The 25,880-nt window shown below is 62.7% G+C and carries 21 protein-coding genes; 9 read left to right on the forward strand and 12 right to left on the reverse strand.

The features are described 5' to 3' along the window. The first annotated feature begins 99 nt into the window (after positions 1–99). The gene (locus ACT3TS_RS12215; RefSeq protein WP_444531788.1) at positions 100–279 is read left to right on the forward strand and encodes a hypothetical protein; all 180 of its coding nucleotides are present in this window, start codon (positions 100–102) and stop codon (positions 277–279) included. A gap of 142 nt (positions 280–421) precedes the next feature. Here ACT3TS_RS12215 and mfd read toward each other — a convergent pair whose 3' ends face one another. Further along, entirely contained in the window at positions 422–4,087 is a 3,666-nt protein-coding gene (gene mfd, locus ACT3TS_RS12220; RefSeq protein WP_444531789.1) for a transcription-repair coupling factor, read from the reverse strand. Positions 4,088–4,239: 152 nt separating this feature from the next. On the opposite strand from mfd, the gene ACT3TS_RS12225 reads away from it, so the two are divergent. Next, on the forward strand, positions 4,240–4,740 hold the full coding sequence (locus ACT3TS_RS12225) for a DUF2505 domain-containing protein (RefSeq protein ID WP_444531790.1): 501 nt from the start codon (positions 4,240–4,242) through the stop codon (positions 4,738–4,740). An 81-nt stretch (positions 4,741–4,821) separates the two neighbouring features. On the opposite strand, the gene ACT3TS_RS12230 is transcribed toward ACT3TS_RS12225, so the two are convergent. The 6 genes from ACT3TS_RS12230 to ACT3TS_RS12255 form a co-directional block, all read right to left on the reverse strand. Further along, positions 4,822–5,949, reverse strand: a complete 1,128-nt coding sequence (locus ACT3TS_RS12230; protein ID WP_444531791.1) for a hypothetical protein — start codon at positions 5,947–5,949, stop codon at positions 4,822–4,824. A gap of 1 nt (position 5,950) precedes the next feature. Continuing rightward, positions 5,951–6,529 (reverse strand): hypothetical protein, encoded by a 579-nt coding sequence (locus ACT3TS_RS12235; RefSeq protein ID WP_444531792.1) that lies wholly within the window; start codon positions 6,527–6,529, stop codon positions 5,951–5,953. Then, entirely contained in the window at positions 6,522–7,199 is a 678-nt protein-coding gene (locus ACT3TS_RS12240; RefSeq protein ID WP_444531793.1) for an LPXTG cell wall anchor domain-containing protein, read from the reverse strand. The genes ACT3TS_RS12235 and ACT3TS_RS12240 overlap by 8 nt, the downstream gene beginning before the upstream one ends. Beyond that, positions 7,196–7,717 (reverse strand): signal peptidase I, encoded by a 522-nt coding sequence (locus ACT3TS_RS12245; RefSeq protein WP_444531794.1) that lies wholly within the window; start codon positions 7,715–7,717, stop codon positions 7,196–7,198. The genes ACT3TS_RS12240 and ACT3TS_RS12245 overlap by 4 nt, the downstream gene beginning before the upstream one ends. A gap of 143 nt (positions 7,718–7,860) precedes the next feature. Continuing rightward, positions 7,861–8,460, reverse strand: a complete 600-nt coding sequence (locus ACT3TS_RS12250; RefSeq protein ID WP_444531795.1) for a hypothetical protein — start codon at positions 8,458–8,460, stop codon at positions 7,861–7,863. A 25-nt stretch (positions 8,461–8,485) separates the two neighbouring features. Continuing rightward, entirely contained in the window at positions 8,486–9,037 is a 552-nt protein-coding gene (locus ACT3TS_RS12255) for an alternate-type signal peptide domain-containing protein (protein WP_444531796.1), read from the reverse strand. A 290-nt stretch (positions 9,038–9,327) separates the two neighbouring features. On the opposite strand from ACT3TS_RS12255, the gene nhaA reads away from it, so the two are divergent. Both nhaA and ACT3TS_RS12265 read left to right on the forward strand, forming a co-directional pair. Continuing rightward, positions 9,328–10,641 (forward strand): Na+/H+ antiporter NhaA, encoded by a 1,314-nt coding sequence (gene nhaA, locus ACT3TS_RS12260; protein ID WP_444531797.1) that lies wholly within the window; start codon positions 9,328–9,330, stop codon positions 10,639–10,641. A gap of 24 nt (positions 10,642–10,665) precedes the next feature. Beyond that, positions 10,666–11,112, forward strand: a complete 447-nt coding sequence (locus ACT3TS_RS12265; RefSeq protein ID WP_444531798.1) for a VanZ family protein — start codon at positions 10,666–10,668, stop codon at positions 11,110–11,112. Between the two features lie 10 nt (positions 11,113–11,122). Here ACT3TS_RS12265 and sufU read toward each other — a convergent pair whose 3' ends face one another. The 4 genes from sufU to ACT3TS_RS12285 all read right to left on the reverse strand — a co-directional run bounded on the left by sufU (position 11,123) and on the right by ACT3TS_RS12285 (position 18,855). Continuing rightward, positions 11,123–11,584, reverse strand: coding sequence for a Fe-S cluster assembly sulfur transfer protein SufU (gene sufU, locus ACT3TS_RS12270; RefSeq protein ID WP_444531799.1), 462 nt, complete (start codon positions 11,582–11,584; stop codon positions 11,123–11,125). Continuing rightward, positions 11,581–12,897 (reverse strand): SufS family cysteine desulfurase, encoded by a 1,317-nt coding sequence (locus ACT3TS_RS12275; protein WP_444531800.1) that lies wholly within the window; start codon positions 12,895–12,897, stop codon positions 11,581–11,583. Before ACT3TS_RS12275 ends, sufU begins: the two co-directional genes overlap by 4 nt. 445 nt (positions 12,898–13,342) lie before the next feature. Further along, positions 13,343–14,551 (reverse strand): acyltransferase family protein, encoded by a 1,209-nt coding sequence (locus ACT3TS_RS12280; protein ID WP_444531801.1) that lies wholly within the window; start codon positions 14,549–14,551, stop codon positions 13,343–13,345. 392 nt (positions 14,552–14,943) lie between these two features. Next, entirely contained in the window at positions 14,944–18,855 is a 3,912-nt protein-coding gene (locus tag ACT3TS_RS12285) for a PKD domain-containing protein (protein ID WP_444531802.1), read from the reverse strand. A gap of 530 nt (positions 18,856–19,385) precedes the next feature. Between ACT3TS_RS12285 and ACT3TS_RS12290 the strand changes: the two genes are divergently transcribed. The 5 genes from ACT3TS_RS12290 to ACT3TS_RS12310 are packed head-to-tail and all read left to right on the forward strand — an operon-like array spanning position 19,386 to position 24,672. Beyond that, positions 19,386–20,747: an O-antigen ligase family protein gene (locus ACT3TS_RS12290; protein ID WP_444531803.1), complete on the forward strand. Its 1,362-nt coding sequence runs from the start codon at positions 19,386–19,388 to the stop codon at positions 20,745–20,747. Beyond that, the gene (locus ACT3TS_RS12295) at positions 20,744–22,000 is read left to right on the forward strand and encodes a hypothetical protein (RefSeq protein WP_444531804.1); all 1,257 of its coding nucleotides are present in this window, start codon (positions 20,744–20,746) and stop codon (positions 21,998–22,000) included. The genes ACT3TS_RS12290 and ACT3TS_RS12295 overlap by 4 nt, the downstream gene beginning before the upstream one ends. Next, positions 21,987–22,841, forward strand: a complete 855-nt coding sequence (locus ACT3TS_RS12300) for a sulfotransferase family protein (RefSeq protein WP_444531805.1) — start codon at positions 21,987–21,989, stop codon at positions 22,839–22,841. The genes ACT3TS_RS12295 and ACT3TS_RS12300 overlap by 14 nt, the downstream gene beginning before the upstream one ends. Next, positions 22,838–23,683 (forward strand): Wzz/FepE/Etk N-terminal domain-containing protein, encoded by an 846-nt coding sequence (locus tag ACT3TS_RS12305; RefSeq protein WP_444531806.1) that lies wholly within the window; start codon positions 22,838–22,840, stop codon positions 23,681–23,683. The genes ACT3TS_RS12300 and ACT3TS_RS12305 overlap by 4 nt, the downstream gene beginning before the upstream one ends. A gap of 53 nt (positions 23,684–23,736) precedes the next feature. Next, positions 23,737–24,672: a glycosyltransferase family 2 protein gene (locus ACT3TS_RS12310; protein ID WP_444531807.1), complete on the forward strand. Its 936-nt coding sequence runs from the start codon at positions 23,737–23,739 to the stop codon at positions 24,670–24,672. A gap of 57 nt (positions 24,673–24,729) precedes the next feature. On the opposite strand, the gene ACT3TS_RS12315 is transcribed toward ACT3TS_RS12310, so the two are convergent. Further along, on the reverse strand, positions 24,730–25,725 hold the full coding sequence (locus tag ACT3TS_RS12315; RefSeq protein ID WP_444531808.1) for a sulfotransferase: 996 nt from the start codon (positions 25,723–25,725) through the stop codon (positions 24,730–24,732). Positions 25,726–25,880: the final 155 nt, after the last annotated feature.

Raw genomic sequence — 25,880 nt, forward strand, 5'->3', positions numbered from 1 at the left:
CATGCTGCACCCCGGCACAAGGTGCGTGCCTGTGAAGGAGAGGGCGGGATCAATCAAGGAGTCTGATACTCGTGCTCAAGGCAACAATCCACGGTGCCCATGGAAACCCTCCGCACCAAGCTGACCCTCAAGCTCAAAGGCATTACAGATGCACCGGTGTCGACGGTCACAGACACCATTATCATCACCCCGCTGGAACCATCTTGCAAGAGCCACCGCGCAACGGAAACGCACAAATTTACGGCGGCCACTGGCGCGGCGAAGCCGCCCACAAGCTGACCCGCAGAAATGGTCGCTGAATCAACTAGTCTGAGTTGATTCAACGACCACTTCTGCGGGTCATTTTTTTAATGCACGACGGCGGGAGGCACCTTCCCGGGGCCTGCGCGCCATCGCGGCAGGGTGTCGGCGGCCCGGGCGCCTACTGCACGTTCGCGGGAACCGTTTCGAAGATCGCCTCCAACACACCCTGCGCCCACTTGAGCACCTCGGCGTCGGCCAGGTCGCGGCCGCCGATGCGTGCGGTCTTGGGCTTGGGGATCAACACCGAATTCAACGCCGGCTTCACCATTGATCCGGGGTACATGCGGGTCAGCCGCATGACCTTGGATTCAGGCAGGTCGGCAGGGGCGAACTTGATGAAGTTCCCCTGCAGCGCCACGTCGGAAAGACCGGCGGCCCGCGCCAGGACCTTGAAGTGCGCCACGGCAATGAGGTTGACGGCGGCCGGCGGCAGCTCGCCGTACCTGTCCTCCAGTTCCGCCTGAACCTCGGCGATGCCTTCAACCGTCACAGCCGCGGCAAGCTTCCGATAGGCCTCAAGGCGCAGCCGCTCCCCCGGCACATAGTCGTGCGGCAGGTGGGCGTTGACAGGCAGCTCAATCTTCATTTCGGCCAGCCGCTCCTCACCCTCGCCGCGGAATTCGGCCACGGCCTCGCCCACCAGCCGGATGTACAGGTCAAAACCAACACCCTGAATGTGGCCCGACTGCTCCCCGCCGAGCAGGTTGCCCGCCCCGCGGATTTCAAGGTCCTTCATGGCCAGGGCCATGCCTGCACCCAGCTCGTTGTGGGCCGCCACCGCCTTCAACCGCTCAAGGGCCACCTCGCCCAGCGGCTTGTCCGCCGGATACAGGAAGTAGGCGTAGGCGCGCTCCCGCCCGCGGCCCACACGCCCGCGCAGCTGGTGCAGCTGCGAGAGGCCGTAGTTGTTGGCCTGCTCCACAATGAGCGTGTTGGCGTTGGAAATGTCCAGGCCCGTTTCAATGATGGTGGTGCACACGAGCACGTCAAAGCGCTTCTCCCAGAAGTCAACAATGATCTGCTCCAGCCGCGACTCGGACATCTGGCCGTGGGCCACGGCGATGCGGGCGTCGGGCACCAGCTGCTGGATGTGCGCGGCCGTGCGCTCAATCGATTTAACCCGGTTGTGCACATAAAACACCTGGCCCTCGCGCATCAGTTCCCGGCGGATGGCGGCACCGACCTGCTTGTCGCTGTGGGCTCCCACATAGGTCAGCACGGGGTGGCGTTCCTCGGGCGGGGTGGCCAGTGTCGACGTCTCACGAATGCCCGTCATGGACATCTCAAGGGTGCGCGGGATCGGGGTGGCACTCATGGCCAGCACATCGACGTTGGTGCGCATCTTCTTCAGCGCCTCCTTGTGTTCAACACCAAAGCGCTGCTCCTCGTCAACGATCACCAGGCCCAGGTCCTTGAACGCGAAGTCCTTCGACAGCAGCCTGTGCGTGCCAATGATGACGTCCACGGTCCCCACCCGGACACCCTCCACGATCTCCTTGGACTCCTTGGTCGTCTGGAACCGCGACAGCGGCCGGACCTGGATGGGGAACCCGGAGAAGCGCTCGTTGAACGTCTCGAAGTGCTGCTGGGCCAGCAGCGTGGTGGGCACCAAAATGGCCACCTGCTTGCCGTCCTGGACAGCCTTGAACGCGGCACGGACGGCAATTTCGGTCTTGCCGTAGCCCACGTCGCCGGAGATCAGCCGGTCCATGGGAACTTCCTTCTCCATGTCGGCCTTGACCTCGTTGATGGCCACGAGCTGGTCGGGCGTCTCCACATAAGGGAACGCCTCCTCCAGCTCGGCCTGCCAGGGCGTGTCCGGCCCGAAGGCGTGCCCGCGGCTGGCCATGCGGGCGGAGTACAGGCGGATGAGCTCGCCCGCAATTTCCTTGACTGCCTTGCGCGCCCTGCCCTTGGTGGCCGCCCAGTCCGAACCGCCCATTTTGGACAGCGCTGGCGCGTCGCCGCCAACATAGGCCGTCACCTGGTCCAGCTGGTCGGTGGGCACAAACAGCCTGTCGCCCGGCGCCCCGCGCTTGGACGGCGCATATTCCAGCACCAGGTACTCGCGCAGCCCGGCCGCACCGCCAACACCGGCCCCGGGCACCTTGCGCTGGATCAGCTCCACAAACTTGCCGACGCCATGCTGCTCGTGGACCACATGGTCGCCCGCCTGCAGCTGGAGAGGGTCGACGGCGTTCCTGCGCTTGGAGGGCATCTTGCGCATGTCCCGGGTCGAGACAGCGGAGGCACGGCCCAGCAGGTCGGCCTCCGTCAGCAGCCCCAGCTTCAGCGAGTCCAGGACAAAGCCGCGGCCGGTGTCCGCCGTGGTCACCTCGATGATGCCCGGCTGCGGTTCCGCATCCAGGGATTCAACGCGCGACGCCGGGATGTTGGCTTCGTGGAACAGCTCGGCCAGGCGCTGGGCCGGGCCGGGGCCCTGGGTGGCCACGACCACGCGCCACTGGTCCTTGATCCGTGAGCCGATGAACTCCATCATTTCGGCCACGTCGCCGCGGTAGCCGCGGGGTTCGCGGGCGTGCAGGTTCATCACGTCGGTGGTTGTTTCAAGTTCTTCGTCCTGGGCCAGTGCGCTCATGGTCCACCAGCTCACGCCGTGGCCAAGTGTCGCCTCACGGGTTTCGGTCAGGGACTTGAATCCGGCCGAGGCGAGGTCGATGGCGCCTCCGCCGGCAAGGGAGGCAGAGGCCAGGTCCAGGGGTGCGCTGCCGCCGTCGGAGGCCGTGGACCAGGCCGCTTCGAGGAACTCCTCGTTCGTGGACTCCAGGTCGTGGGCCCGGGCACTGACCTTTTCGGGATCCAGCACCACTGTGATGGAGCTGGCGGGCAGCAGTGAGGACATCGCGACCATGCCGTCGACCAGGGCCGGGGCGAGGGACTCCATGCCTTCCACGGCGATGCCGCCGGCAATTTTTTCCAGCATGGCTGCCGCGGCCGGCATGCTGTCCTTGAGCTTGGCGGCCCGGCCCATGACCGTCGGTGTGATCAGGATTTCCCGGCACGGCGGCGCATACAGCTCGGCGGGGTGGTCGATGCTGCCCTTCACCGAGGTCAAGGTGCGCTGGTCGGCGACGCTGAACCAGCGCATCGCTTCCACCTCGTCGCCAAAGAACTCGATCCGGACGGGGTGGTTTTCGGTGGGTGAGAAGACGTCCAGGATGCCGCCGCGAACGGCAAACTCGCCGCGGTGGGTGACCATGTCAACGCGGGAGTACGCGGCATCGGCCAGCCGCTTGATGAGTTCGGTGAACGGGATTTCCTCGCCCACCTTCACGCGCACGGGGACCAGTTCGCCCAGGCCGGCCACCAGCGGCTGCACAACGGCGCGGATGGGTGCCACGACCACCCGGAGGTGGGTCCCGGCGTCGAGCTCGGGATGGGCAAGCCGGCGCAGCACGGCAAGGCGCCGCCCCACGGTGTCCGAGCGCGGGGACAGCCGCTCGTGCGGGAGGGTCTCCCAGCTGGGGAACTCGGCCACGGAGCCTTCGGGCAGGTAGGAGCGCAGGGCCGCCACGGTGTCCTCTGCCTCTCGGCCGGTCGCCGTGACGGCAAGGACAATCCCGGGACCGTCCGGCATCTCGGTGGAAGCGGCCCGCTCGGCGAGCCCGTCGGCCACCTCGGCCAGGAGCACGGCACGCATCCCGGCAGGGGCGCTGAAGGCTACGTCGGTGCTGCGCGTGGCAGGATCCGCCGACGCAAAACTGCGCACCCGGGCGAAGACGGGATCAGCTGAAAGTGCGGTCCGCAACCCTGCAAGACTCATGGGTGATTTTCTCCTCATTGCTTCCCGTGCCGGACAGCACGAAAGCCCGGAATTTCAAAGAAGTCCCGGGACCTTTTCCAGCTTACTCGCAGGAGGGCCGGCCTTGGTATCCTAGGAGCTGCCCCAAACACACCCCCTATCTTGGAGGAACCATGGCGCTTGCCGCCTCAACGACTCTCTCGGCCCCGGCCCAGCGTGTGACAGATGTTTTTGCCAACGCCGATTTCATCAAGCATGTCAGCGAAACTGTTGGCGGGGAGCTGAAATCGTTCACGATCAGCGGACCGACCACCGGCGCGTTCACCACGAAGACGGTGCGCACGCTGCCCACCACCCGGATGCCTGACATCGCCAAAAAGGTCCTCGGAGAAACGTTGACGGTGACGCAGGACGAGTCCTGGAGCGCGCCGGGCGCCGACGGCTCCCGCACCAACACCATCAAGCTCTCGGTGGCCAAGGCCCCGGTGGATGTTTCCGCAGTGCAGAAGCTGGTTGTTGCCGGCGACGCCACGGTGGTTGAGCTGACGGGCGAGGTCAAGTCGAGCGTGCCGTTCCTCGGCGCCAAGATCGCCTCCGCCGCCGAGCCTGTCATCGGCCGTGCGCTGAACCTGCAGGCAACGCTTGCTCAGGAATGGCTGGACACGCACGCCTGAATTTGTCATCACGCATGGCGAAGGGCTGCGGCCTTTCGCCATGCTTGGGGTGTCGATTCCCGAAGGTGCAGCCCACGGCAGCTACGAACAGGAAAAGTACCGGGCCAGCAACACCCCGGGATGGTAGACGATCGTACGGGCAGGCGATGTCGCGTCGGGTGTCCGCCAGCTGATGTTGACTCCCGTGGGATCCACAGTCTTGCCATCGCTGGTGCGTACCACCAGCAATTGCACTGCCAGCGTCTGGTTGCCACCTTCCGTAACCAGACCGAGCAGGGCAAGCCCCGGCCCATATGAGGCTTGGGTGGTCCCCGGGGGCAGGTCGGTATAGGCGTAGCTCGTGCCACTTGTCTGCAACCGTAAGGCGTATCGGGCTCCAGTCGGCAACGTCGTCGGCGTCCATGAGAGTTGAGCACTCGTGAGTGCACCCAGAACTCCCCCGGTTGTTCGGCATGCCAGCTGCCCCGGCACTGGCTGAAGTGTGGCCGCAGTAACAGGACCCGCCGTTGCCGAGGCCTGCGACTGAAATGCCGCCTGTGTTGACTCTACTTTCACTGCCCCACCGAGTGGAACAGCGATCCCAATGGCAGCGACCATCGCGCTCATTCCCAGCAAAGCCCCGCGTCGAGACTCCGAGTCCGTTTCCGCGTGGCGTCCGGCACCGGCGCGCCCACGGTGACGTCGTCGTTCGTCTGTCCCGGCTTCGGAATCACGCCGGATAAATGCCACATATATTAGGTATGCGCACAGCAGTCCGCCCAGAAAGAACAGCCACGGCTGGCTAAACCAGCCCACCACAAAGCCCAACAGGGGAACACTGAACAGTACACAGTCAACGGAATCCACTGTGTAGGGCTGAAGGTCTGCGGTGGGGTTGGCATCGCCTTTAAGAATGAGTCCCTCTCCCGGGACTGCGGACACGGCCCTGTGCGTGACCCGTGTGCCGGACTCGTTCACCACTGACACCACCTGCCCCGGCTGCACCTGTGCAGCTGGCATGGCAACCGCCAAGGCAAGCGACCCCGTGGGGATGGCGGGGCCCATGGAACCGGAAGCAAAAATCAGCGGCTTGAGCCCAAACACCAGCGTCATGGCGGCAAAGAGCAGGCACACGGAACCGAGCACCGCGCCAATGTTCAGCACCCAACGCTGCCAGAGCCCGATGCCGGAGCCGCCCGTCCGTCGCGGCCGCGGCTGCAGGTGACGCATGTCAGGACCCGATCGTTGCGGTGAAGGCAAGTTTTACCGTGGTGGAACTGCCTTGCAGGGTGTTGGCTGCATTGAGGGGCAGCGTGTATTGCACACACAGTGTTGCCGATGCGCCGGGGTTCAACGTTGGTCGCACCACCGGGGCGGGGAAAGCCGCCGACGCGGGTTTGCTGACCACTGGCGCACCGCTGCAGGTGGCAGCAGGCGCAGTCCCGGTCACAGTGCCGCTTGTCACCACCACGTTCAGGGCGTTCCCGAGCGAGCCGCCACCTGTTTCCACCACGCTGCCCGTGATCGAATACGGGACAGCGATGCTGCTGGTATTTTTCACCACCACCACCACCGCTTGGCTCATTCCCGGGTACCAGTTTGCCCCGTTGATGGGCACGTTGTAGCTGGCGGTGTCCACGGCGGTTTCCCCGACGCCAAGCGACACGGTGGCGGCGCTGATGGCCGACGTCGCCGTTGCCGTCCCCGTCCAGGCCGCGAGCGTCGAGACGGCTCCAAATCCTGCCAGAATCCCTATCGACAGCAGTGCCTTGATCTGGATGGCACGGCGCGATCCCAATTTCCTATTCATGATGTGGTTTCCCCTCTCTTTCCGCTTGCTGTTGTTCCCTCCGTCGGGAGACCAAATATGCTCCGGCACCGCTTAGAACCAAGACCACTCCCACCCACCAAATCCCAGATGCTGTTCCAGTGTTCCCCAACTCATTGTTTTCACGGTCCCAGCCCGGGCCAGGCACTGACTCGCTCACGTGCACGCGCAGCTGCACGGCCTGGGTCTGCCCCTGGCTGTTGTTGCCCGAGGACGCTGGCAGCGACAGCCAGACAAGTAGGGACCCCGCAGCCCCCGGATTCAGTGTGACTTCGGACTGCGGCGCCTGCCCGAAGTCCTGCCACGAGGGCGCGCCGGGCGTCAAAGCCGCCACCGAGACATCAACAGCCATCGCATTGTCGTTGCGCACCCACAGCTTTTCCGTCAGGCTCTCCCCCGGCACGAGCTTGGGTGAGTGGGCAAACAAATCCGGCACGCTGGCTGAATAGTCCACGCCGTCGGCGCTGTAGGCCAGGGCGGCCTCATTGCCACCCGGTGCCACGTCCATTGTCGACACCGCGCCCAACTCCGCCGCAACCATTTCCACAGCGGCCGGTGGGGTTTGCGCGGAGGCGTGTGCCGCCGTCGTGCTAAGGAGTGCGAGGCCAACTGCCGCCATTACGGCACGGCGCCGGAGGGTCAATGTCGTCATTGCTTGCGGCCCTTTCCAAATCGGTCGCGCAGGGCACTGACGCACATGAACGCGGCGTAGCCCAGCAGGCCGGCGACGGTGAGGCCGAGCAGAAGTGCGCGCTGCTGCCCGGTGATGGCCGAGTTGACGAACCCCAACAGCGGCACCGAATACCAGAGGCGTCCGCGGATCTGCTCGGGGAGGATCGGCGCATCGTTGGTGTTGTTGGCGTCGCCCCGGAGGGTGAAGCGCTGCTCCCCGCCGGTGGTGGCGCCGACGCCGACGACCCGGTGGGTGACGACGCCGGGCTCGCCGGATTTAAGTTGGTAGGTGACGACATCGCCGGTGCGGATTTCTTGCGGGTCGAGCGGGCGGACCACCGCCAGAGTGCCCGGCGGCAGCCCCGGACGCATGGAACCCGTCAGGACCGTATACGCCGTGGCCCCGCCCGCCCGCGGGATCACGATCATGACGGCCACCAGCGCCAACACGACAAACAGCACCAGCCACGACGCCGTCTGGCCGATCCACCACAGCATCCCCGTTTTTTCGCGCTGTGACTTTGCCTCGCGCCGGGTCCCGGGTGCCGGCGGCGATCCAGCAGGTGGTCGTCTTGTCTGTGGTGGTGCTGTCTGTGGTTCAGTTGTCTGTGGTTCCGTGGCGTCCACGTGTGCCGGGGCCGTCATTGCTGCCCACCCCGGAGTTGCTCGGCCCGGAAGGACAGCTGGAGTGCAAGGCTGCCGCCTGCCGCTGTCTGCAGCGCATTGTTGGGCAAGGCCACACGCACGCACAATATTTCGCGGCCGGAGGCCTCCGCGGCAAGGTTTCGGGGCGCGGCAAAGGCGGCTGCCGCACCCAATGGGCCTTGGTAGAGGGCAGCACCGGGGCTTGGCGTGTCGACGCCGCAGTCCGAGGCCTTGGCAACAGCATGCACCGAAAGCTCGACGGCGGCGGCCAGGGCCGCATCTGCCTCTCCCGGCGTCGGAGCGGCAGAGACTGCCCCGTTCAAGGTGTAGCGCAGTTCCACGTTCCCGGTGTTGCTGATGGTCAGCGGCGCCTGGACGAACCTGCCGGGGGCCAGCGTGGACGTATTAAGCTCCTTGAAGACGTAAGTCTGCGAGCTGACTGTCCCGTTGCCCGCGGCCAGCGACAGGGTTCCGGTCTTGATGATGCCGAGTTCGAGCTGCGCCTCGGCACGCCAAAGGGCGGCCGTGCCTTGGGCGCTCATGAAGAGCACCAAAAGCACGGCCGCTGCAATGGCGGCCTTCAGGCGTTTAGGCATGCTGGAACCCGGGATTCCCTCCTGGTTACGGGCGGACCTGGTTCAGGGTCAGAGTCAATGCCGTCAGGTCCAGGGGCGTGTCCATGGTGGTGTTTTCAGTCGACCCTGCGGTGCCGGCCGTAAACGCCACGGTGATGGTTACCGGGACTTCATAGGTTCCCGGCTCGGCGAATGACACCGTGCTGCCGACAACCGTCAGCTTCGGGTCGGTGGGTGCGGCGGCCACTGTAACGGTGACGTCATCGGCCAATTCCTCTGGAACAGCGGAGGCAAGGTCGCCCACGGTCAGTTCGCCCTTGAGGTTCTTGCCGTCTGCACCGATGGTCACGGTCTGGCTGAATTCCACGGTGTCGCCCGGGACGATCGTCTCGGTATCCGCAGCGAAGGCAACAGGCTCTGCGCCGCTGACATCTGCCCAAGCGCCCGCCGCGCTTGAGTCAAGCGTCAGGTGGCCGGTGCTCACGGTTCCGGCGTCGATGCTGGTGTCGACGCTCCACAGGGCCATCGTCCCCGCTCCCCCAAGCAGCAATGCACCAGCAGATCCGGCGGCAATGGCAGCCTTCATAACTTTCTTCATGATTGATTCCTTCAGCTAAAATCATGCCCCCAGTAGGCAGTCCCTTCCATTGAAGCCCATCGATGGTCGAAAAGTCTGCTGCCAAGCGGCTAGACCTTGGCGCCGAAGGGCTAATGAACTTACCCACCCATCTCCTCCGCCACGCGTTAGGCTCGCAGGTGGGCCGGCCGGCTCCGTCCCCGCTCCCATGTAAAGTGGACAACAGGTGCGCCGGGAAGTCTGGTCGGCAATGTTATTGGTGAACCCAAAAAGGTTCACCGTCAATCATGCAATCGAAAGCAGCAGCGCCTATGAAACCAGCTCACCGTCCGCGCATCTTCAGCCGTGGCAGCTATGGTGAATCCGTCCGGATCAGCACCATTCTGCGTTCCGAAACAGTGGGCGGGGCCCTGTTGCTGGCAGCCACCGTGATCGCCCTGATCTGGGCGAATTCGCCTTTGGCGGACGGTTACTTCAACCTCCGTGACTTCCGCATCGGCCCGGAGTCCCTGCACCTGAACCTGTCTCTGGGCACCTGGGCGTCCGACGGCCTGCTGGCCATTTTCTTCTTTGTCGCGGGGCTGGAACTCAAACGAGAGTTTGTGGCCGGCGACCTCCGGAACCCGGCCCGCGCCGTCGTCCCCATTGCCGCAGCCGTTGGCGGTGTCATCGTCCCTGCCTTGTTCTTTGTGGTGGTGAACTTCTCCGCCGGGCCGGAAGTGCTCAAGGGGTGGGCCATCCCCACCGCCACGGACATCGCCTTTGCGCTGGCCGTGCTGGCAGTCATCAGCACCCACCTGCCCAGCGCGTTGCGGACGTTCCTGCTGACCCTTGCCGTGGTGGACGACCTCATCGCCATCGCCATCATCGCCGTGTTTTACCCCGGCGAAATGCACTTTGGATTCCTGGCCCTGGCCGTTCTGCCGCTGCTGGCCTTCACCTGGCTGGTCCAAAAGCGCATCCGCTCCTGGTACCTGCTCATTCCGCTGGCCGCCGCAACGTGGGCCCTGGTCCACGCATCAGGCGTCCACGCCACCGTCGCAGGCGTGCTGCTGGGCTTCGCCGTCCCCGTCATCCGCAGCGCAAAAAATGGCGGCCCGGACGCCGGCCCCGGCATGGCCGAACACTTTGAACATCGCATGCGCCCCATTTCCGCCGGCCTGGCCGTGCCGCTGTTCGCCTTCTTCTCCGCCGGCGTCGCACTCGGTGGCATCGCCGGGCTCAAGAGCGCCTTCGCCGACACCGTGGCCATTGGCATCGTGCTTGCCCTGGTGGCAGGAAAGTTCATCGGCGTCCTTGGCACCACCTGGCTGGTAACAAAAACCACCAAGGCAGAGCTCGACGACGGACTGGCCTGGATCGATGTTGTCGGCCTTGCGCTGTTGGCCGGGGTGGGCTTCACCGTCTCACTGCTGATCAGCGAGCTGAGCTTCGGCAGCGACTCCCCCCACTACAGCCACGCGAAGGTGGCCATCCTGACAGGTTCGGTCATCGCGGCGCTGCTGGCCGCCGTCGTGCTTCGCAGCCGCAACCGGCACTACCGCAAGATCGCCGAGCTGGAGGAGCTGGACGAGGACAACGACGGCATCCCCGACGTCTACCAGCAGCGTCCCGACCAGCAATAGTCCTCGGCCGTAGACTGGATTGTTGTGAGCACCATCAGCCACAAAGTGGCCATCCTTCTTGCCGTCGCCTATTTTGCCGTGCTGGCGGGCATCTTGTTCTGGCCGTCGCCTGTGGACAGGCCCATCGACAGTGCCCTGGCGGAGATCATCGAGTGGCTCCGCACCCACGGGCTGCCGTTCATTGGCTACCGGAAGGTTGAATTTGCGGCCAACATCCTCTTGTTCGTCCCGTTCGGGATCGTTGCGGCGCTGCGCCTGCCCAGAAGGTTGTGGTGGCTGGCCGTCGTCATTGCAGCAGCAGTCTCCGGGCTGGTTGAGCTGGCACAGGCCATTTTCCTGCCCGATCGCGTCCCTGCGTTGAGCGACATCATGGCCAACACCTCGGGGGCGTTCATGGGGGCGCTGCTGGTGCTGTTCGTGTGGTCGGTGCGCAGGCGACGGGTGCTGCGGGCCAGCCACAGGACCGTTTAGTCAGCCCGGTCTACCGTGTCTGGTTCAGCGCGTCCTCGGCCGCAACCCAGGCCAGCATTGCGCACTTGACCCGGGCTGGGAACTTCGAGACACCCGAGAGCGCGGCTGCGTCACCGAGAATTTCTTCATCCGCCACCAGCTTTCCGCGGGAGCGCATGACCTCGCGGAAACTCTCGATCAACGTCGCCACCTCGGCCCGGTCCAGGCCCACCACCATGTCGCTGAGAATCGAGGCCGACGCCATCGAAATCGAGCACCCATCCCCCGCCCAGTGAATGCCGGAGACCTCGTCGCCTGCGGTTTCAATCCGCAAGGTGATCTCGTCCCCGCAGACCGGGTTGAGCTGATGGCACTGCCCGACATTGGCCGGCAGGTGCAGCCCGTCGAGCTGGTCCGCGGGCAAGTCGGCGCCGCGGCGGGTCTTCGACTCTTCCAAAATGATCTGCTGGTACAGCGAATCCAACGCGCTCATGCCTGCGTCCCTTCCACACCAAAGTAGCCGCGCACCCCGGCCACCGAGGCCAGGAACGTGTCAACATCGGCTGTTGTGTTGTACAGGTACGTGCTGGCGCGAGTTGAGGAGTTCAGCCCAAGCCGGCGGTGCAGGGGCTGGGCGCAGTGGTGACCCACGCGGACGGCGATGCCGGCAGCGTCAAGGTACTGTCCGACGTCGTGCGCGTGCACACCGGCCACCTCAAAGGAGGCCAAGCCGGCCCTGGGGATGCCCGACGCCGGACCCAAGACCCGGATTCCTTCGATGGCTTCCAGCCCGCGCACCAGGCGCTGGCCCAGTTCCGCTTCCCAGGCATGGATGCGCTCCATCCCCGTTTCGTGCAGGTAGTTGGCGGCCGCGGCCAGGGCAACTGCCTGGGAGATGGGCTGCGTGCCGGCCTCGAAACGCTGCGGGGCCGGCAGGTAGGCGGCTTCGTCCATGGTCACGGTGGTGATCATGGACCCGCCGGTGAGGAACGGCGGCATGGCATCGAGCAACTCAGCCCGGCCGTAGACGCTGCCAATGCCTGTCGGCGCAAGCATCTTGTGGCCCGAGAACACGGCGAAGTCAACGTCGAGGGCCTTGACATCGAGGGGCAGGTGCGGGGCCGACTGGCAGGCGTCGAGGACAACCAGCGCACCAACCTTGTGGGCCATGGCCGTCAGTTTGGCAACCGGGTTGATGACGCCGGTGACGTTTGAAACGTGGGTGAAGGCCAGCACCTTGGTGTTTTTGTTGATGAGCGCCGCGGCGGCGTTCATGTCCAGGGTGCCGTCGTCGTGAATGGGGATGAAGCGCAAGGTGGCTCCGGTGCGGCGGCACAATTCCTGCCACGGGATCAGGTTGGCGTGGTGTTCCATCTCCGTCACGAGGACTTCGTTGCCGGCTGCCAGCGCGAACTTCCTGGCAGCCTCGGAGACCTTGCCGACGCTTGCATTTCCGAACGAATAAGCAATCAGGTTCAGCCCGGCGGTGGCATTTTGGGTCCAGACAAGCTCGTTGTCGTTCGCACCGATGAAGGCGGCAACGGCTGTGCGAGCATCCTCAAACGCGTCCGTGGCCTCCACGGCCAGCGTGTGGGCGCCGCGGTGGACAGCGGAATTGCGCTGCTCGTAGTATTCCTGCTCCGCCTCCATGACGCTGAGCGGGTTTTGCGAGGTGGCCCCGGAGTCAAGGTAGACCAGCGGCTTGCCATTGACTTCTTGATCAAGGATGGGGAAGTCGTTGCGGATCCGGCCCACTTCCTTGTCGGTCAGGGGCCCGGTGTGGTCGTGCACGTGGGTTTCTGTCACCAAAATTGTGCTCCTCGGCAATAGTGCGTCTGGCCGTCGTTCGAACGGCAGCGGACACAACTGAATACGTCACATCCATCTCACCTAATTGTCGCACTGATTGGTTGTGGCGGCATCTGAGGGGTGGCTTACCTGCCGGGATCCGGAAATGCGGGCCTAAATCCACTTTCAGCCCCGAGATCGGCAGAATACATGATGGATTTCAAGATTCCCCAATGGGCCCAAAGCTGAGCGATCTGGTCCGAGATTTGAGGGGATGTGTGGCATGCTGTGTCTTTGCTTTGCACCGAGGGCGTTCGAAGAGCGTCGAGGCAGCGTTCTACTTGGCAGGCTCCGGCAGCGCCAGTGTCTGAGTCATCCACATATCGTGTCGCACTCGTAACGGCTGAAGAGTCGTGTGAGGGAAGTCCCCGTTACCGGCGGCGCAGAAAGAATCGATGTCCCTTTAGTCGCGTTGCTCGTGATTGGCTTCGGACTCTAGCTGCATCTGGGCACTGGTCGGTGCCGGCTGTGCTCGCAGTTCGGATTGCGCAGGATTATCCAGGCGCCGGCCAGAAGCAACGATCTTGCCAAGCCTGGCTGCCGCATCTGTATGGCTGTTGGAACCAAATCTCCGGCCGAAGCGAAGGATCGGTGATTCTATGAAGCGGAAGCTGAATGTGGCAACGACAATGGCCAGTACGGTGGTCGCGGCAAACACCACGATGCCAGAGTCCTCCCCTATTCCCAGCCGGATGGCGTTGGCACACAACATATGCATGAGGTAAATCCCGTAGCTGATAACTCCCACATACGCTAGGGGACGAAAGCAGAGAATTCCGTGAAATAGCGTCTTTTCCGTGATGCACACGGACATGACCACGAGGACCATGAGCACTTGGGTCAATTGTTCCGGAGTGTCAAAGGCAAGGCTGGCGAACAGGAGAATAACGACAAGTGGGCTGAACCAGCGCGCACCCACGACTGGTGAAAGGATCCGAAAGGTCCTCGGGGTGTCAAAGAGGATAGCGGCAGCGGAGCCTAACAGGATCGGCAGCGCGAGGCTGCCTAGGATAATGCCCGGCAGTGCAGTGCTGCCAGAGAATATCGCTGCCTGATTGACGGCAATGAGCATGCCAAGAACCGTCAACGGCAGCCATGGAGTCTTCGTGGGTATCAGAAGCAGCAGAGCCAGGAGTGGCGGCCAGAAGAGATAGAACTGCTCCTCGGTTGCCAATGAGCAGGCGAAGTAGAAGGTCACGGCGTTCCCCTCGGACAGGGAAACGAACCAGTTCGAGGTATACGTTAGAAATGCCGGCAGATTCGCTAAGAAGCCTTCTCCTGCCGGGGAATCTCGGCGGGTCGTCAGGACTAGCACCACGTAGAGAGCCAAGACCAAGTAGTAGATGGGGAAGATCCGGAAGAACCGTCGGACGTAAAACCGCCTGATGGAAATCAGGCCATGTTTTCTTCGCTCCCGCAGCAGTAACGTGGTGATGAGGAATCCGCTTATGGCGAAGAAGAAGTCAACACCGAAGTATCCCTTGGAAAAGAACTCCGGACCTGGTCGGCCCGAGGTGTGTTGCCAGATCACCGCGATGACACTGAGCGCCCGCAACCCGTCAAGAGATCCAAACATACGAGTGGTTTGGAACTCAGTATGGGAAACCGCCATCTTGGATCCTCCAAATTTCGAAGCAACATCTTGACCTGGGAACAATGTATGCCACGTGCCCAGGAATGGTGAGGAAGGGCCTTCACGACTGATGCAATTTCTCGGATTGGCCGGGAATTTCGTGTTTGAAAGCCAAAGGACCGTATCCCGCACACCGGTCCATCACCACATTCCCCGCCACCTCGAGAAAGCCCGCACCACCGCGCGCCGGGTTCAACGGCACCCGTCGTCATCACGTAGATTCTGGCGGCAGTCACCGATGCGCTGGACGACGTCTGACCAGGTACTGCTTGCATGAGACTCAGCAGGACAATTTAACTCGTTACATCCAACAGGGAGGGCCAAAACCACGTCGCGAGGACACGGTATTGGCCCACCCGTCAGATTTCTTGTTACGGAGTGGACGGCGAGACGACCACCGTACCCATCACTGCGCTGCCTGATGCGCTGTTGGCCGTGGCCGTCAACCCTCCTGCAGTGGTGCCGGCAATGGGGCCGTTACTGTCCGTCTGCAGCCAGCTCATGTGCCCACCCCCTGTTCCGGCGCCGGTTTCCCGCACGGTCTGGCCGGCCGGGACCGTCCAGCTCGTGGTTGCCGCAGTCTTGTCAGACCAATACTGCAGGGCCCAATCTCCGCTCGCCGCCGCGGCGGTTGGCGTCGTATGGGTGGTCCGGCTCACGGTTTCCGGCTGCATCACGAACGATGCGGCCGCAACCTGCGCATTCCGGTACACGCTGAGCACTAGAGTTGCGCGTCCCCAATTGGCTGTCTGGACCGACAGGGTCGTTCCAGCATCCGCGGCGACAGCTACTCTCGTGATAAACATGCCACGCATCGACGCCGTGTTGGCGTTGGCAGACACCTCCCACCCGGTCGGCGCATTCACGTCGACCGAGCCGGAGTTGGTGCCGAACGAGGCGATCATCACATCACCGGCTTGAACGCTGCCCGGGATCGTCACCGATGTGGTCTTGACAGACCCCGTATTGGTGCTTGCCACGGAATCGACAAAGGCCACGGGATTACTGGCAGGCGGGTTTGGATCCGCCGTGACGGTCACTTCGGCCGTCACCGTCCCCGTCACACCGAGTCCGTTTTTGACGGCCAGGGTCACGGGGTATGTGCCTGCATCCAGGAAGGTGTAAGAAACCACATCTCCCGTCGCCGTGGCACTGCCAGGAAGCGTCCATGTGTATTCCGTGAGCGTGCCTCCATCCGGATCCGTCGACGTCGAACCGTCAAGTGTGCAGGTCAGATAGGTGCAGTCCGTCGTGAACGCAGCAACCGGCGGGTTGCCGGCTGGAGCGGGCGTCACTGTCACGTCCTGGGTCACCGCGTTGGTGGCCGAGTCATTGTCAGTGACTGTCAGTGTGACTTGGTAGGTGCCCGCTGACGCGAATGTGTGGCCGAATGTGGCCGCCGTGCCACTGCCGCCATCACTGCTGGACCACGCGTAGCTTGCAACCGTGCCGTCCGGATCAGCGGATGAAGCACCGTCAAAACTACAAGCCAAGTCCGTGCAGGCCGCTGTGAAAGCGGCCGTTGGCGGGCTGTTGGCCGGAGCGGTCGTCACCGTCACATCCTGGGTCACCGCGTTGGTGGCCGAATCATTGTCAGTGACCGTCAGTGTGACTTGGTAGGTACCGGCTGCCGCGAACGTGTGATTGAATGTCGCGGCAGTGCCACTGCCGCCATCACTGCTGGACCACGCGTAGCTTGCAACAGTGCCGTCCGAATCAGTGGATGAAGCACCATTAAAACTACAGGCCAAGTCCGTGCAGGCCGTGGTGAACGCAGCCGTTGGGGCCTGGTTGACCGGCGGGACACTGGACCCAGTCCCGGGCTTGTCAATCAACGATTTCGCAGCCCAGTCGACGCCGTCCTGCGTAGGACCGCTGACCGCCGTGGAAGTGCCTGTGACCGTGCCTGAAACAACATTGTCGCTCCAGCCCATGGCGTTCAGGTCTCCATTGGAGGATGCCCAGTAGATGTTTCCATCTGAGAGGAACATCCCGTTAACGTTCTTCCAGTCCATGCCAGCCACGGGCCCGGTAACGGTGAAGCGTTGGGCTCCGACGATTCCGGAGTTGAGGCTGAAGTAGCGCATGAACAGACTGCTCTGTCCGGCCAGTGTGTAGTAGATCCTTCCGTTTGAATAGAACAAGCCTGTCATTGACTGCATGTCCACCGAGAAGTTGGTCAAGCCGTAAAGCTCCAGTGCCGTCGCGGAACCGACTGTGGTGCCGTTGAACGGCGCCCGGAGGAAGTCGCCAGTGGTTGTGGCCAAGTACAGGGCCCCGTTGGCAACGAATCCGCCACGGACGCTGTCCCAGGCGACAGAACCGGAGACGTTGCCGGTGCTGTTGGAGCCCGTGCTGCCGTCGAAATACCGATTCGTCATTTTGTTGACTTGGCTGGGCGGCGGTGCCGCGGCATCCAAATTAACAATTTCCACACCGTTGACGGCAGGGTTCTCAACATTGTGTGTTACACCGAGGGTAACTGTTCCGGTGCTGGTGACGTCCTTGGAAACCATGGTGCCCACGTTGTGGCCCACGGCCTGGTTGACGTCGTAGCTGTCGAGCCACGGCTGTCCGTTGACCGTCGTGCTGAAGACCCGCGCTCCAGGAAGAGGTGTGCACGAGCAACGATCAGCGAGATACAACCTCACCTGGACGTGTGTGCCGGCAGGTACTGGGAATGAGTACGTCATGACAGGACTGTCCGACGGACTCCACCGTTCGCTGGAATAGATGGCAGTCGGTGTAGTTGCCGGGACATTCGCGGTGACTGAACCGACAGCGTCGTAACCGGCCGCATTGCCGGAGTTGATATAGGCGCTTGCTGGCGGGGAAGTGTCTCCCTGCCATGCCATGCCGCCATCAAGGCTGGGAATGGTATCTCCACCAGAGTTGACCCGGTACAGGTAGCGGGCATCCGTCGGTGCGTTCATCGCCCCGCTTTGCATGACGTCGACAGGAAGCGTCGGTGCCGTGGCAATCGGCGGCAGTGGCGTACCGCCGGCGGTTGGGAACATCGCTATTCGTGCGCGATACATCCCGCCCGCAATGCGATCCGTGTCGGACCCGACCCAAAGGCCCTGAGTCGTTGCCATCATGTCGAATACGCCACGCCCGCGGTCACGTCCGGGAGCCCAGGTGATGGGCATGCCGTTGTTGGTTTCCAACGCTCCAATGCCGGGACGATCGACGGCGCCCTGTCCTGCCGCGTCGGCGCGGAACGGGTTGTTGACCCAACGGTTATGTCCGCCGAAGTAGACAACGGCGCCGGTGTTCTCCAGCGCGTAGATGCTGTCACCGCCGGTATAGTCTGCCCAGGTGGGGGTCACTCCGGAACCCGTGGCATTCGTTTCCCAACGGGAAACGCTGTCACACAGGCTTGGCGGGCCGCTGCCATATCCACCCATGGAACCCAGTGTGAAGAACGACCCGTCAGGAGAGAAATCCAGGTCATTGAGATAATACGCGAAGCTGCTGTAGCACATCGGCTTCCAGGCGTCGGTTTGCCAGCTGCTGACGGTCGCGGAGCCGGAGGACAGGTCAATCATGCCCACCTGCACCCTGTCCAGCCCGTCCATCGTCCTGAAGTTTCCCGTGACGACCATGGTGTTGCCATCCGGCGATACATCGAACTTATGGACAAAGGTATTTCCACCGTAATGTGTGCCGGCAAAGTTGATGTTCACGCTGGGGCTCAGTGCGCCGGTGGTCGGGTCAACGGCCGCCAAGTTGGTGCGGGCTGTGCCCTTGATGGTCCCGAAATCACCGGCTATGTACAGACGGTTGCCCACCAGCTTCATGTCGTGGACCACGGCGTTGATCGATCCGGTGTTGAAAGCAGTGATTCGCGCGCCATTGTTGACGTTGAGTTTCACGACTTTTGGCACGGAGGCACCGTTCAGTGTGCCGAATTGTCCACCAACGTAAACGGACTGTCCGTCCGGTGCAGCAACGATTTTACGGACCGAAGAGTTAAAGTTCGGGGCGAAGGTGGTGCTGATGGCTCCCGTGTCCTTGTTAAAGGCCAGAATGTTATTGCGGGACAGGATGGGTCCTCCGGAGCTTGCGCGCACTTGCGTGAAGCTGCCGCCCAGAACAACCATGTTGCCGGCCTGGGCTACGGAGAAAACGATGCCGTCGAGGACGTTCGGTGTGTAGTTTACCGGTGTGTCCCTGACGACTGTCGGGAGGGTTTGGCTTGAAGCCGTTGCTGTGGCAGGAACGGCAAAGCCGAGACCCAGCACAGTCAGAAACCCAGCAAAGACTGCGATATACCGTCGCATTCGAATTCCTCTGCTCAAAGAATGAGTCTCACCGCGAGGACCGGCTGACCGAACTCCCGCAAAAGTGACCCCTGAAACCGGCATAAAAGCGCGGATGAATCATTATGTGTGTTCCATGGGAACGGATGAAACACTCGGCGGCAGCTGTAAATACCTAAAGTCCGGTGACGATTACTTGTTTTATTTTCCGTGGCTACCTGCCCAAGTGTTTGGCCGGCACGGTCGAGTATTGGTTTCCCTTGAGATTGCGGCCTTGTATCGGCGCCAAAGGCGTTGGGGCAGCCGAGCCGGGTGAATTACCCGGTGCTACCCGAGTTTCGTCCGGTTGCTACCCGTCTGTTGTTTTACGCCCATAAATCCCTCCCGAAATCCCAAACGGCGCACTATGCTGACGAGCACCGCATACTTTGCGGCAACAAATTCTCAGGGAAGAGTTGGGAAAAATCTTGGATTCCAGGCTCAGCTGGCATTCCGCAACACCAGTGGGCAGCACAGTCCCCTCTGGTTATGGGGAGCGGCTTCGTCATCGCTTGCCATTCTCACGAACGGTGGCCAGTCCGGCGTTCCCCTTGCTCGTATTTTTGGCCGGTTTCCCCTTGTGGTGGGCCATGGGCTTTGGCACGCTGGGATTCCTCCTTGTCGCCGTGCCGCTGGCTTACCACCTGATTCGACAGAGCGTGGTGGTGGTGCCGCGGGGATTCGGGCTGTGGCTGCTGTTTCTGGCGATCTTGCTCGTTGGCGTGCTGGTGCTCTGGACACCAGTGCCAGGATTGGTCCTCGAGCCGGGAATGTCACGCATCCTCCCTTGGGCGTACCGAGCTGCTTGGTTCGCAGCAGTTACCGTGGTGTTGCTGTTCATCGGCGGCTCCACGGAGAAGACCCTGCCGCGCAAGTGGCTGATCCTGCTCATGGCGTGGATGTTCACCATCACAGTGGCCGGCGGTTACGTTGGGCAGTTTCTGTGGCAACACGAATTTCCCTCACTGCTGGAAATTATCCTGCCGCACCCGCTGCGCTCCAACGTCTTTCTAAATTCGCTTATTCACCCCGGTCTTGCCCAGCTGCAGGACATCTTGGGCTACCCCGAGCCTCGGCCCAAGGCCCCCTTCGACTACGCCAACTCCTGGGGCGCCAACTTCGGAATACTTCTGCCGTTCTACCTGATGTCGTGGCGGTACATGCGCAAATCAGTTCACAAGATCGCATTCATTGCCCTGTTGGTATTTGCGATTCCGCCTGTTATTTTTTCCTTGAACCGTGGCCTGTGGGCAGGACTCGGCGTGCTCGCGGCAGTGCTGCTGGTCCGACTGGTGCTAAACGGCAAGTGGATCGCCATGGTGGCCGCTGGCGTTTTGGGTGTCATCGCCTACGCAGTCATCCTGACTACACCGCTGTGGGTCGTGCTGCAGACCCGGTTGGCCAACCCGCACAGCAACGAGGGCCGCTCCAACCTGGCCGAGACCACCGTGGCCACGGTGTTGCAGTACTCACCGTTGATCGGTTTCGGTTCCACCCGCCAGCGGCAGGGCAACTTCTTCTCCATAGCTGCTGGCGCCACAGCCGACTGCCATCAATGTTCCCCGCCGCAGCTGGGGACTCAAGGCTCGCTGTGGTATTTGGTCTTCGGTACGGGTCTGCTGGGGACGCTGCTGTTCTGCGCCTTCGTCGTGCGGCGCACACTCCCTGCCATGAGCAGAAAAACGTCCTGGGCGTCACCACTTTTGTACAGTGTGGTGTTCTTCGCCTGTGTTCTGCCGGTGTACGACATGGTCAGCTCTCCGCTGATGTTCCTCATGATCGCACTGGCGCTCATCTGGCGCTACGAAATGAAACACCCACCGGACGGGGCACGGAAAAACGTGCTGCGTGGAAGGACACGGTCGCTGCCATGAGTGTCACCAACAACAACCCCCGACTGCAAGAGCTGGTTGCCGTCGTGGAGCAGCTCTACCCACGGGCAGATGTCAGGCTTTCACGGGTGGGCAAGGATGCCACCGCGCTGCGGCTGGTCCCGTTCCCCCGGTACCCGCGCATGGTGGTCCCGGCTGGAGTGAATGCTGCGGCAGGCGATGCGCTCTCCCGTCCCAGTGCTGGCGACGGCAGGCTCAGCGCCGCACCCCGCGAATTTCTATCCCGAGTCCTGTCCCACGGCCTGGGCCCGGCGCTCTTGCCCTACGGTTTGTCCGTCAGCGACCAGACGGACTCCATTGTGGAGCATCTCAGCACTGTTCTGGGCCAACAAGTTGTCATTTCCCTGACTGTGGGCTCTGCACGGGCCAACCGCAAACCAATCCTGAACGTCCACGCGGTGGAGGGCGGCGAGATCGGCTTCGCCAAAGTCGGGCTGACACCGCTGACGGATTCGCTCGTGCGGCATGAAGCTGAGATTCTTGATCGGCTGCCTTCCGCCGCAGCAGGAAACTTCATCCTGCCACCGAAGCTGCATTCTGGTCGCTGGCAGGATCATGAGGTCCTGCTGATGGGAGCCCTGCGCCCTGATATCAGGCAAAAGTTGCGGGGCGTTCCCACGAATGCAGCCGCGGCCATCATCACCAGCGTCCCCGTGACCTACTCCAGCATTGCGGACAGCGAGTGGCTGGCCGGGCTGCAGAATTCACTGGAACCACTGCGCAAAACGGACGACGGCGCCCTGCCAGAGCTGCTGGACGCCTTCACCGCCGCCTGTGGTTCCGTGGAACTCCCGTTCGGAGCGTGGCACGGCGACTTTGGACCGTGGAACATGGCATACACCTCTACGCTGCCCATGATTTGGGACTGGGAACGGTATGGCACAGCAGTGCCGGCCGGCTTGGACGTGGCCCACTACACGGCGCACCAGGCGCTGCGCAAGATAGGCAACATGGCGGCCGCGCGGGAAGCGCTGGAAAATGCCCTTCCCGGGCCGCTGCGGGAAGTAGTTTCCCTCGCCACCAGTGCCGGCCTGCCGGATCCGCGACAGTTGACGGCCATTTGCTCGGCCTACCTGTTCACGATTGCCACCAGGTTTACCCTCGACGCCCACACCCCGGACGGCACCTCGGTCCGGCCGCTGGCGCGCTGGCATCACGACGTTATTGCCGATCGCCTGCACCGCACGGTGCCGGCACTGAACCACGAACTGGGGATTCACGATGACAGCCACTGAAAAGTTACGCACCACGGCACGCTCCGGCGCCCGAACACTGATCACGGGTGTGGGACAGCTGAGCGCCCCCCTGCGGATGACACCTTCATTCCTCATTGCAGGCGCCCAGCGATGTGCCACCACCAGCCTGTTCCGGATGCTTGCCCAACACCCGGAGGTGCACCCGCCGGCATTGAACAAAGGCATCCATTATTTTGACACGGCGGACAGGTTCCAACGGGGGCCACGGTACTACATGGGCCACTTCCCCCTGCGCCGACCCAGCACGTCAACAGGCATCACCGGCGAGGGCAGCCCCTACTACATTTTCCACCCATTGGCCGTCTCCCGGATCGCCGCGGAACTGCCCGAGGTGAAGCTGGTGGTGTTGCTGCGCGACCCCGGCGAACGGGCCTTTTCGGCGTACAAACAGGAACGAAAACGCGGCTTTGAAACGCTCACGTTCACCGAGGCCCTCGACGCCGAACGTCGCCGTCTCGACGGCGAAGAGGAACGCATTGTGGATGATGAGAGTTACCAGTCGTTCTCGCATCAGCACCACGCCTACATGGCCCGGGGCCGCTACGCCGGACAGTTGGAGCGCGCCTTCGCTGCCCTTGGCCGCGAGCGCGTGCTCGTATTGGACGCCGACGACTTCATGGCCCCGGGACTCCCACAGTGGAACGAGCTGACGAATCACTTGGGCATCTCCCCGTGGAAACCGCACGACGTCCTGCAGTCCAACGCCCGTCCCAGCAGTCCCATGCCGGAAGACCTCCGCGGCGTGCTGCGCCGGGAATTCACAGACGACGACGAGAGGCTCGCCGACTTGCTGGGCTACACACCAAGCTGGCGGCGATGACCCTCGTCCGCACCCGAGCCGGCAGCGCACCCTCGCCCCGTTTCGCTGACCCGCTGCGTAGCCGTGAGCCTCATGTGGGGGACTACATGGTGCTGCTTCGCCGGTATTGGCTGGTGATTGCGGTGGCGGTCGCCCTAGCCATGCTGATCGGCATCAGTGTGCACATCAGCTCCCCTGCGCGCTACAAGGCACGAATCGACGTGGTCGTTATCGCCACCTCCGAGGTAACCGCCCCCACGGCCGTCTCCTCCGACGTCTCCATTGACTCGGCCGTGCAGATTCTGCTCTCGGACCGGGTACTGGGAGAGACCGCACGAGCATTGGACTATCCGGGCCGGTCCTCCGGTCTGCTAACGGACATGACCATCGCTCCACTCATCAATTCGCGGATCTTGCAGCTGTACGTCACCTCGCCCACACCGCAGATGGCCTACGACGCCGTGACTCTGTTGGTGCAGAACTTCCTGGACGTCCGCAAGGAAGCATTGCTCACTGACGAGAAAAATGCTGCCGCCACCATCCAAGCGCAGCTTGCGTCCATTCAAACTGCGCTGGAACAGCCCATCTCCTCGGCATCGTTGACCAGCCGGAATCCTGAACCCTCCAACCGGGAGTTGGTCGCCGAGCAAAATCGGTTGCAGACCCAGCTCATCTCCTTGAGTGTCAACCCCCCTGCCCCCGGATATATCTCGCATCAGGCCCAAATGCCAAACAACACTGTCCGCTCCGGCGGGTACATCGTCATGGCCTCCGCCGCGAGCGTGGGCCTGCTGCTGGGTTGCGCCGCAGCAGCGGCCCTCGACAGGCGACGGCGCAGACAACCTCCGAAATTGGAGATCTGAACAAGAATTCAACGAGCTTGCGACCCATATCCATGAGCCTGAAGGAGGCCACAGTGGCACTTGCATCAATCAGCACGTCGTGCTCGGTCGACGTCATCATTTGCACCAAGGACAGGATCGAGCTGCTGGCCAAGGCCATCCGGTCCATCATCGAGCAGGATTACCCCGGCCGCATCCGAATTACCGTGGTCTTCGACAACACCGCCGAGCGGGACGACCTGGCGTTCACATCCACTGCCCGACAAGTGCGGGTCGTGGCAAATACCAGGACGCCGGGCCTGCCCGGCGCCCGAAACACCGGGCTGCTGGCAGCGAGCTTCCCACTCGTGGCATTCTGCGACGACGATGATTCCTGGCGACCAGACAAACTAGCAAGTCAGGTGGCGGCCATGGCAGACACCAAGGCCACGGCATGCGTCACCGGGATCGAGGTCCATTTCGGCGAGCAGCGCCGCCAACGCATCCCTTCCGGGACCGAGGTTACCGTCAGCGCCCTCTCCGGCAGCCGGCTCACCGGCGCACACCCCTCCACCTATCTGTTTCAACGGGACCATCTGCTGACCCGTGTCGGACTAGTGGATGAGGAACTGCCCTACGGTTACGGGGAGGACTACGACTACCTACTGCGCAGTGCCCAGCACGGACGCGTAACGGTGCTCCCCCGCGTCGGGGCAGACGTACTGTGGCACCCACAGGGCTCCTATTTCTCCCGGCGCTGGGAGGCCATGGCGGACGGCTTGGAATACCTGATGGCCAAACACCCCGAAATCACCGCCAACCGTCGCGGAACAGCGTGGATGCAGGGCCAGCGCGCCTTTGCCCTCGCTGCACTTGGGAATCAGCCAAGCGCAGCAATGAGGACCGCCAGAAAGTCCCTGCAGCTGAGCCTGCGCGAACCCCGGGCATATTTAGCGCTCGCCGTCGCGGCGAAGCTGCTCAAGCCCGCCTACGTGGTCAAGGTTCTCAACTCCCACGGCCGCGGCATTTAACCGGCTCGCCACTGGGGTCAAATATAAGTGCTGGCCAGCTTTCGGGGGCTCGGCCGGCTACCCATGCTGGCCGTACACCAGGCGCAGGGGGAAACTCAGCAGGCTCGCCACCCGACGCTGCGCAACAGGCATCTTCTGCTTCCATTCAGTGTCCTTGCGGATTTTCAGGGTGCCTGTCTTCATCCGCATGGGGTTTCCGGCCACGGTGTGGTGAGCGGACAAATCGACGGAGTCCGGGTGTATGTGAGCCACGTCGGAGTCCTTCGGCTCAGCTCCCATGAATTCCAGAATCTCCGCCACGACACGTTCCGGGCGGGACATGAAGTCCTCGTAATGAACTGTCTTCATGTCCACGTGGAACAGGGCCAACAGGTGGAACAGGACACTGTAGAGCGACCAGTTGGCGACAGCCGCCGCTGTCGAATAGCGGGGCATGTAGATCTCCGCGTTCCCCACTTCCGGGCGCCGAACCACCTTGGCCCAGGAATACGCCACACCACGGGGGTCCCGAACGACCAATACGCATTTGAGGTTGACCCTGGCCCGGCGCAGGAAGTAGGCGTAGGCGGGATGCTTACTGGAATCGACGATGAACCGGGCACCGCTCACCTCCACGGCAGCGCGATACAAGGTCTCGAGCCGTTCCACCAGCCGCTTGGACCGTACGGACCGACCACGCAACGGGACACCAGTTACCAGTTCCAGCAGCCTTCTGTTTCGCACGACATCGGAGCGATCAGCCACAGCCTGCTCCACATCCAGCGTTTCCCAGCCCCCGTAGGCATGGTCCCCCACGTCCTGCCAAAAGGGGCACTGCGCAAAGGCCAGCCCACAGCCACACAGCTCGTTGTCCCGCAGCCCGCGTTCCCACAGGTGCAGGACCTCACCGAGGCCCACCACATCCGGGCACTCCGCCAGGCATCTTTCCAACAGGGTCGAGCCGCTTCGCCCAAAGCCGCCAAGCATCAAGACATTGGGGTTCAAGACATCGGGATTGGCGGGCTTCGCTTCAGTATTCTTTTGCGTGGCCCTAAAAGGCAGAAATTTGTCCATTGAAACCGTCCTTGAACGTTTACGAACATGCAGTCGGAGAGTATTCCACTTCCCATCAGTCTGCCATCGATTATCAACGGCGTGACCGCCCGAACACAGCATTCTGCCAAAATCGCTACTTGTTTAGAACGGCCCAATACTTGAATGTAAAGACA

The sequence above is a fragment of the Specibacter sp. AOP5-B1-6 genome (assembly GCF_052376555.1).
Lineage (GTDB): Bacteria > Actinomycetota > Actinomycetes > Actinomycetales > Micrococcaceae > Specibacter.

Excerpts from the sequence above, each read along its gene's own strand:
- ACT3TS_RS12215 (WP_444531788.1), top strand. The coding sequence starts at position 100 with ATGGAAACCCTCCGCACCAAGCTGACCCTCAAGCTCAAAGGCATTACA.
- mfd (WP_444531789.1), bottom strand. The coding sequence starts at position 4,087 with ATGAGTCTTGCAGGGTTGCGGACCGCACTTTCAGCTGATCCCGTCTTC.
- ACT3TS_RS12225 (WP_444531790.1), top strand. The coding sequence starts at position 4,240 with ATGGCGCTTGCCGCCTCAACGACTCTCTCGGCCCCGGCCCAGCGTGTG.
- ACT3TS_RS12230 (WP_444531791.1), bottom strand. The coding sequence starts at position 5,949 with ATGCGTCACCTGCAGCCGCGGCCGCGACGGACGGGCGGCTCCGGCATC.
- ACT3TS_RS12235 (WP_444531792.1), bottom strand. The coding sequence starts at position 6,529 with ATGAATAGGAAATTGGGATCGCGCCGTGCCATCCAGATCAAGGCACTG.
- ACT3TS_RS12240 (WP_444531793.1), bottom strand. The coding sequence starts at position 7,199 with ATGACGACATTGACCCTCCGGCGCCGTGCCGTAATGGCGGCAGTTGGC.
- ACT3TS_RS12245 (WP_444531794.1), bottom strand. The coding sequence starts at position 7,717 with ATGCTGTGGTGGATCGGCCAGACGGCGTCGTGGCTGGTGCTGTTTGTC.
- ACT3TS_RS12250 (WP_444531795.1), bottom strand. The coding sequence starts at position 8,460 with ATGCCTAAACGCCTGAAGGCCGCCATTGCAGCGGCCGTGCTTTTGGTG.
- ACT3TS_RS12255 (WP_444531796.1), bottom strand. The coding sequence starts at position 9,037 with ATGAAGAAAGTTATGAAGGCTGCCATTGCCGCCGGATCTGCTGGTGCA.
- nhaA (WP_444531797.1), top strand. The coding sequence starts at position 9,328 with ATGAAACCAGCTCACCGTCCGCGCATCTTCAGCCGTGGCAGCTATGGT.
- sufU (WP_444531799.1), bottom strand. The coding sequence starts at position 11,584 with ATGAGCGCGTTGGATTCGCTGTACCAGCAGATCATTTTGGAAGAGTCG.
- ACT3TS_RS12280 (WP_444531801.1), bottom strand. The coding sequence starts at position 14,551 with ATGGCGGTTTCCCATACTGAGTTCCAAACCACTCGTATGTTTGGATCT.
- ACT3TS_RS12285 (WP_444531802.1), bottom strand. The coding sequence starts at position 18,855 with ATGCGACGGTATATCGCAGTCTTTGCTGGGTTTCTGACTGTGCTGGGT.
- ACT3TS_RS12295 (WP_444531804.1), top strand. The coding sequence starts at position 20,744 with ATGAGTGTCACCAACAACAACCCCCGACTGCAAGAGCTGGTTGCCGTC.
- ACT3TS_RS12300 (WP_444531805.1), top strand. The coding sequence starts at position 21,987 with ATGACAGCCACTGAAAAGTTACGCACCACGGCACGCTCCGGCGCCCGA.
- ACT3TS_RS12305 (WP_444531806.1), top strand. The coding sequence starts at position 22,838 with ATGACCCTCGTCCGCACCCGAGCCGGCAGCGCACCCTCGCCCCGTTTC.
- ACT3TS_RS12315 (WP_444531808.1), bottom strand. The coding sequence starts at position 25,725 with ATGGACAAATTTCTGCCTTTTAGGGCCACGCAAAAGAATACTGAAGCG.